The 6,397-nt window shown below is 43.5% G+C and carries 6 protein-coding genes and 4 tRNA genes; 3 read left to right on the plus strand and 7 right to left on the minus strand.

Annotated features, from left to right (window positions below):
- The 5 genes from AB4351_RS10645 to AB4351_RS10665 form a co-directional block, all read right to left on the minus strand.
- Positions 1 to 233: GTP-binding protein (locus AB4351_RS10645; protein WP_240698606.1), on the minus strand; the 233-nt coding region annotated here is incomplete at its 3' end.
- Positions 234 to 327: 94 nt separating this feature from the next.
- Positions 328 to 403: transfer RNA gene (locus tag AB4351_RS10650), tRNA-Thr, on the minus strand.
- A gap of 13 nt (positions 404 to 416) precedes the next feature.
- Positions 417 to 491: transfer RNA gene (locus tag AB4351_RS10655), tRNA-Gly, on the minus strand.
- 39 nt (positions 492 to 530) lie between these two features.
- A tRNA-Tyr gene (locus AB4351_RS10660) sits at positions 531 to 615 on the minus strand.
- Between the two features lie 44 nt (positions 616 to 659).
- Positions 660 to 735 (minus strand) — tRNA-Thr (locus AB4351_RS10665).
- A gap of 210 nt (positions 736 to 945) precedes the next feature.
- Between AB4351_RS10665 and coaA the strand changes: the two genes are divergently transcribed.
- Complete coding sequence (gene coaA / locus AB4351_RS10670; RefSeq protein WP_017066910.1) at positions 946 to 1,869, plus strand: type I pantothenate kinase; 924 nt, start codon at positions 946 to 948, stop codon at positions 1,867 to 1,869.
- Positions 1,870 to 1,876: 7 nt separating this feature from the next.
- Here coaA and birA read toward each other — a convergent pair whose 3' ends face one another.
- A complete protein-coding gene (birA, locus tag AB4351_RS10675) occupies positions 1,877 to 2,842 on the minus strand; it encodes a bifunctional biotin--[acetyl-CoA-carboxylase] ligase/biotin operon repressor BirA (RefSeq protein WP_017066911.1) in 966 nt (321 codons plus the stop codon).
- A complete protein-coding gene (murB, locus tag AB4351_RS10680) occupies positions 2,839 to 3,885 on the minus strand; it encodes a UDP-N-acetylmuramate dehydrogenase (protein WP_372125937.1) in 1,047 nt (348 codons plus the stop codon). Before murB ends, birA begins: the two co-directional genes overlap by 4 nt.
- A gap of 66 nt (positions 3,886 to 3,951) precedes the next feature.
- Between murB and AB4351_RS10685 the strand changes: the two genes are divergently transcribed.
- Positions 3,952 to 4,383 carry a GNAT family N-acetyltransferase gene (locus AB4351_RS10685; protein ID WP_102319991.1) on the plus strand — a complete coding sequence of 144 codons (432 nt, stop codon included), beginning with the start codon at positions 3,952 to 3,954 and terminating at the stop codon, positions 4,381 to 4,383.
- Between the two features lie 91 nt (positions 4,384 to 4,474).
- Positions 4,475 to 5,815 carry a CDP-diacylglycerol--serine O-phosphatidyltransferase gene (pssA, locus tag AB4351_RS10690; RefSeq protein ID WP_372125938.1) on the plus strand — a complete coding sequence of 447 codons (1,341 nt, stop codon included), beginning with the start codon at positions 4,475 to 4,477 and terminating at the stop codon, positions 5,813 to 5,815.
- The last annotated feature ends 582 nt before the right edge of the window (positions 5,816 to 6,397 follow it).

Below are 6,397 nucleotides of genomic sequence, written 5' to 3' on the forward strand. Positions count from 1 at the left end.
GCGTAGTGACGTGCTGGAGTATCGTACTCAACGTGAGAAGTTGCGATTGTGATACCGCGCTCACGCTCTTCTGGAGCGTTATCGATAGATGCGAAATCTTTAGCAACACCGCCGTACACTTTTGCAAGTGTAGTACAGATAGCAGCAGTTAGAGTTGTTTTACCGTGGTCAACGTGGCCGATAGTACCAACGTTTACGTGCGGTTTCGTACGTTCAAATTTTTCTTTAGACATGGGGTGTCCCTCTAGGTACGGATTAGGTGGCTTAAAATAAGACCACGCAACCAAAAAAATGGTTTTCTTTATTAAAGGAGAAGAAGCTTTAGACTGGTGCTAATACCCAGAGTCGAACTGGGGACCTCACCCTTACCAAGGGTGCGCTCTACCGACTGAGCTATATCAGCACACAAAATGAGTTGGAGCGTGCAGCGGGAATCGAACCCGCATCATCAGCTTGGAAGGCTGAGGTAATAGCCATTATACGATGCACGCAACACGTAACTCTGTTTGAGCTATTTAACCTTTAGAATATGGTGGAGAGGGACGGATTCGAACCATCGAAGGCAGTGCCAACAGATTTACAGTCTGCTCCCTTTGGCCACTCGGGAACCTCTCCAAATTTTGAGCTTTCTCTCGCTTGCCTTAGAGGAAGGGAGAAAGTGGTGCCGACTACCGGAATCGAACTGGTGACCTACTGATTACAAGTCAGTTGCTCTACCTACTGAGCTAAGTCGGCACAAGTGGGGCGCATTTTATTGAATGATTTTCCACCTTGCAATAGTAAATTGAAAAAAAGTGCAAAATTCTCTTACCAAACTCCTACATACGCCAATTTAGCTCAAGGTTTCCATCTTTAACACGCATCTAGCACAGGAAGATATTTTATTTATCTATCGCTTGATGTATTTTCCATGCACTTGTTTTGTTATCCACTATAGAGTTTTGTATGAGCCCATTTATGTCATTTGACCGCGAACGTTGGTCTGAGCTAAGGAATTTAGTTCCGATGACACTTTCTGAGAGCGACTTAAAAGAGCTTCAAGGCATCAATGAAAAGCTCACAATGGAAGAGGCAGTAGAGATCTATCTACCGCTATCTCGTCTATTGAACCTCTATGTGGCAGCCAGACAGAATAGAAACTCGGTACTCCACCAATTTCTAGATAAGAAAGAGAAAGCGCCACCTTTTATCATCGGTATTGCGGGTAGCGTAGCTGTTGGCAAAAGTACCACTGCGCGTCTGCTTAAAGCCCTACTCTCTCGCTGGGAAAACCACCCAAAAGTTGAACTAGTGACAACCGATGGCTTTTTATATCCAAACGAGGTGTTAGAAGAGAAAGGGTTGATGAGCAAAAAGGGCTTTCCTGAATCTTACGATATCAAGCGTTTAGTGAACTTTGTTTCGGATGTAAAAGCTTGCAAGAGAAATGTCACAGCCCCTGTTTACTCGCATCTTACGTACAATATTACTGATGACGTTAAGTGCGTCGACCTACCAGATGTGCTTATTATTGAAGGGCTTAATGTTTTACAAACCGGAATGAATTATCCACACGAGCCACATCGCGTGTTTATTTCAGACTTCCTTGATTTCTCACTCTATGTTGACGCTGATAGCCAACAAATCAAAGAGTGGTACGTCAATCGTTTTATGAAATTCCGCGATGGTGCGTTTACTAAGCCTGGCTCTTACTTTAGTCATTACACTAAATTATCGAACCAAGCCGCATTGGATAAAGCAGAAGGTATCTGGAGTTCAATTAATGGCTTGAACCTAGAACAAAATATCCTTCCGACACGAGAAAGGGCTCACCTGATTCTACGCAAAGGCGCAGATCATATGGTTGAAGAAGTGTTACTAAGAAAATAGTAACGCTTTAGTCGCCTTTTCTTAGCGATATCTCGCCACCGATATAGCTCTCAACACCATTCTCAGTTTTGAGCAATACAGCGCCTTGTTCATCGATGCCTTGAACAACACCTTCAATTTCTCTAGGTCCAATGATCAGCCTAACATTGCGACCTAAGAAATTATCCAAGCGGTTCCAACGCTCTACAAAATTGGACATTCCTTTCAACTCATAGTCGACAAGTGACTTATCCCAAGCATTGATCAGAGCCTGCGCTAACTGGTTACGGTCTGGCACCTTCCCATCACACACTTCTTTAAGGGAAGTCCATGGCTGGCCAATACCTGATGTTGTTGGATCCATGGATAGGTTTAGCCCTAAACCAATCACAATATGTGCAGCGCCACCAGACTGTCCTGACAGCTCGACCAAGATACCTGCCAGCTTCTTGTCATTGTGGTAAAGGTCGTTCGGCCATTTGAGCTTTACACCTTCTACGCCCATCTCTTCCAAAGCTTCAACAACAGCTACACCAACCACAAGGCTTAAGCCCATTGCGGCAGCCATCCCTGCGTCGAGTCTCCAATACATTGAAAGATAGAGGTTTGCACCGAATGGCGATACCCACTCTCGTCCACGGCGTCCACGACCCGCAGCTTGATATTCAGCAATACAGACAGAACCCGATTCGAGGGTGTTAGTGCGCTCTAATAGGTGCTGGTTTGTAGAACCTATGATGGGAATCAGCTCAAGAGAAGCATCGCGACTAACTGCTGACAATTTGTCTTGGTCAAGCATATCCAAACGACTGGCTAGCTTGTAACCCTTGCCTTGTACTCGGTAGATATCTAAACCCCACTCTTGAATACCTTTAATGTGCTTACTGATAGCCGCTCGTGATACACCAATCATTTCACCTAGGTTTTCACCTGAATGAAACTCACCGTCAGCAAGACACCTCAATAGCGCAAGCTTGGTACTGTGTTCTCTCATGCCAATGACTCCAAAGCCTTGTCTAGGTTTGTCTCGCAGTCTCGTCCCATAAAGCGCACTTCATGTTCTAATCGAATATCGAATTTATTCAAAACGGACTGACGTACTTGCTCTGCAAGCTTAAGAATGTCCACAGCAGAAGCCTCATCATAATTTATGATAACCAATGCTTGGTTGGGGTGAACCTGAGCACCACCTTCTGTCACACCCTTGAACTGGCATTGATCAATCAGCCAGCCAGCAGCAACTTTGATCATGTCATTACTCTCATAGCCGACAATATTTGGATATAGAGCTAACAAGCGATCAAAATGATCTTTGGTGATCACAGGGTTTTTGAAGAAACTGCCCGCATTCCCTTGTACTCTAGGGTCTGGTAGCTTACTTGAACGGATAGCACACACTTCATCAAATATAGTGCGAGGAGAGAGTGTATCGGCTGCTAGGCTTTTTAACGGGCCATAGTGATTGCATGGCTCCCACTCTTTCGACAACGTTAAACCAATCGCAACAACAATCGCTTTACCGTAGAGAGCGTGTTTGAAAATAGAATCTCGGTAACCAAAGAGACACTCTTCTTTGTTTAATCGCTTAACTGTATAAGTATCCAGACACAGAATATCGACATACTCGCATACATCTTGCAGCTCAACACCATACGCACCAATATTCTGAATTGGAGCAGAGCCTGAACAGCCGGGTATCATTGCTAGGTTTTCTAGACCACCCAACCCCTTATCCACACTCCACTCAACCAAGCTTGGCCAATCCTCGCCACCACTTACATGCAGTAGGTGATGACTGTCCGTCTCGGCCAGCTCAATCCCGGCTAATTTATTCACGATGACCAGGCCAGCGAAGTGCTCAGTAAAAAGCATATTACTGCCCTTACCCAGTATTAACTTAGGCAAAGCTGACCATTTAGGGTCTTTGTAAAGCGAAATAAGTTCTTCGGTAGTGGTGACTTCAACCAACACATCACACGTCTGATCGATGGAAAAAGTATGAACATTTTTTAAACTAGCATTGAGATGGAATTGCATGGCGATATTCAATTAACTTACACTGCGGTCATTCTACAGCAGATAAACCAATGGCGCAGTGACTGAATGAACAATGTCATCATTACTCAATTAGACCCAGTAAAGGTTCCCCTAGTTAAACGTTTCTATAAAGAACACTACCCAACGGGAAAAGCGAATAAGAGTGAACTGATCTACTCGTTATTGCTGGATAACGAGCTATGCGGTGTCGTGCGTTTTCGTACAATAGAAAATAATCGTTTACTTACTGGAATGGCGATATCAAAACAACATCGCGGTCAGCAATTAGGCTCCCAGCTTATGGATTATTGTGCGCAACATACGCTTACGGAAGACGATTACTGCTTTGCTTACGCTCATCTCACCAATTTTTACGCGCGACACAAATTCGTACAAGTAGACCCCAAAGATCTACCAAATGGTTTAAGAGTTTTATACGAGCGCTATTTGAATAGCGGAAAAGATCTCATTCCTATGCATTATCAGCAAAATTGTTAGAGAATGCCTCGATTATCTAGTATTTGGTACTATCCCTTTGGTAAAATTAAAGGTTCGCAATTTTGCATATTTTTAAGGTAAAACAGTCAATATGATTGCCAGTAGGAATCCATTCATACAGTTGCCAACCATAGCGCAGAATCCTGACAAGTTTGAAGTACTACTATCAGCGCAAGAGTTTCGAACTCGTCTACTTGATGAGATATCTCGCGCAACGACTCGTATTAGTTTAGTCGCTTTGTATCTTGAAGATGATGAGGCTGGCCGTGAGATCCTAACTGCCTTATATGAAGCAAAGCAAAAGAATCCAGAATTAGACGTGAGCGTTTGTGTCGATTGGCACCGAGCGCAGCGCGGATTGATTGGTGCAGAGTCTTCTGAAGGCAATGCAGCCATGTATAAAGAGTTTGCTGAAAGATATCAGCATTCTGTGCCTGTCTATGGCATTCCAGTTCGTGGCAAAGAAGTCTTTGGCGTATTGCACTTAAAAGGCTTTATCGTCGATGACAGCGTAATATACAGCGGTGCAAGCCTTAACAATATCTACCTGAATTACCATGACCGCTATCGCTTTGATCGTTACCACGTTTTAAACAACGCGGCTCTTGCTGACTCAATGTTTGCCTACGTACACGAACAGATGGTTGCGGACAGCGCTGTTTATGACCTGGCTGATAAGAACAAGCCTGCGACCAAAGAACTGAAACCAGCGATTCGTCAGTTTCGTGCATCATTGGCAAGGTCTCAGTATCAATTCGATGGTCAAGACGTTTCAGCAGAGCAAGTTGCTGTAACACCATTAGTTGGTATCGGTAAAAGACGTAACCGTCTGAATCAGGGTATCAATCAACTCGTCGCTCAAGCTAAAGATGAAATCTTTATCTGCACACCTTACTTCAACTTCCCACCTAGCCTAGCTAAAGAAGTCAAGAAAGCGCTTAAGCGTGGCGTAAAGGTCAGCATTGTTGTTGGTGATAAGACAGCGAATGATTTCTTTATCTCACCAGAAGAAGAGTTTAAAACGATTGGTGGTTTGCCATACCTTTACGAACTGAACTTACGCCGTTTCGCTAAAGCGAATGAAGCTCATATTGCTAGCCGTAATCTATCAATTCGACTTTGGCAACACGATTCCAATAGCTTCCACCTAAAGGGCATATGGGTAGATAAGCGCTACATGCTACTAACAGGTAATAACCTAAACCCTCGCGCCTGGAAGTTGGATCTAGAGAACGGTATCTTTATCCAAGATAACTACCATCACCTAACTGATAAGTTCCAGGCTGAAGTCGATAATATCCTTCAACACACTCAGCTTATCTGTACTTATAAGCAGTTAGATAAGGTAGAGAGCTACCCTATGGAAGTTCAGAAATTGATTCGTAAGATCACTCGTGTAAAAGCCGACAGAGTGCTCAAACAAATACTGTAGTCGGTGTATCAAAACACTATTTATCAACGCCTAGCAAACGCTAGGCGTTTTTGTATCTACGAGATAGCTATTTAGGTTTGTTTGATGGTCTTTCGAATCAACATCTCTATTTATGCATAGTGAGTGTGATAGCTTGAAGTGTTAAGCATCCTACCTTTTCCTTAGTCAGTCTCAGGGTTCCAGATACGTGTATCAGGTATGGTTTAGATAGCAGCTAAACGAGTACCAATACGAACATAATCGACAATTACCCTTTACGTATTCAAGCAATAAAGTCTCACTCCTTAGGGCGAAGTACGTACGCGATAGAGAATTTCACATAGTAAAACAATCAGATTAGTGCTCTGCTCTATTTAGCTTAAGAGTTAGAAGTGACCACCTATATTCCCAAGCAGCACCTCCCGATATATAGAGAAGTACTTCATAGCTAGCGATAAGGATCTACTACTAAAACCCAAAACACATACGCAGGAAACGATGAAAGCCTAGTCGTCAGACTAGGCTTTCTGATATGTGCCGGAATAGCATGAAGTGCAGGGGCTCGGTGCCTTTACAGCACTCATAATACCAATTAAAGTAAAA

This window comes from Vibrio sp. 10N.261.51.F11, from assembly GCF_041471665.1.
In the GTDB taxonomy this organism is placed as follows: domain Bacteria; phylum Pseudomonadota; class Gammaproteobacteria; order Enterobacterales; family Vibrionaceae; genus Vibrio; species Vibrio crassostreae_C.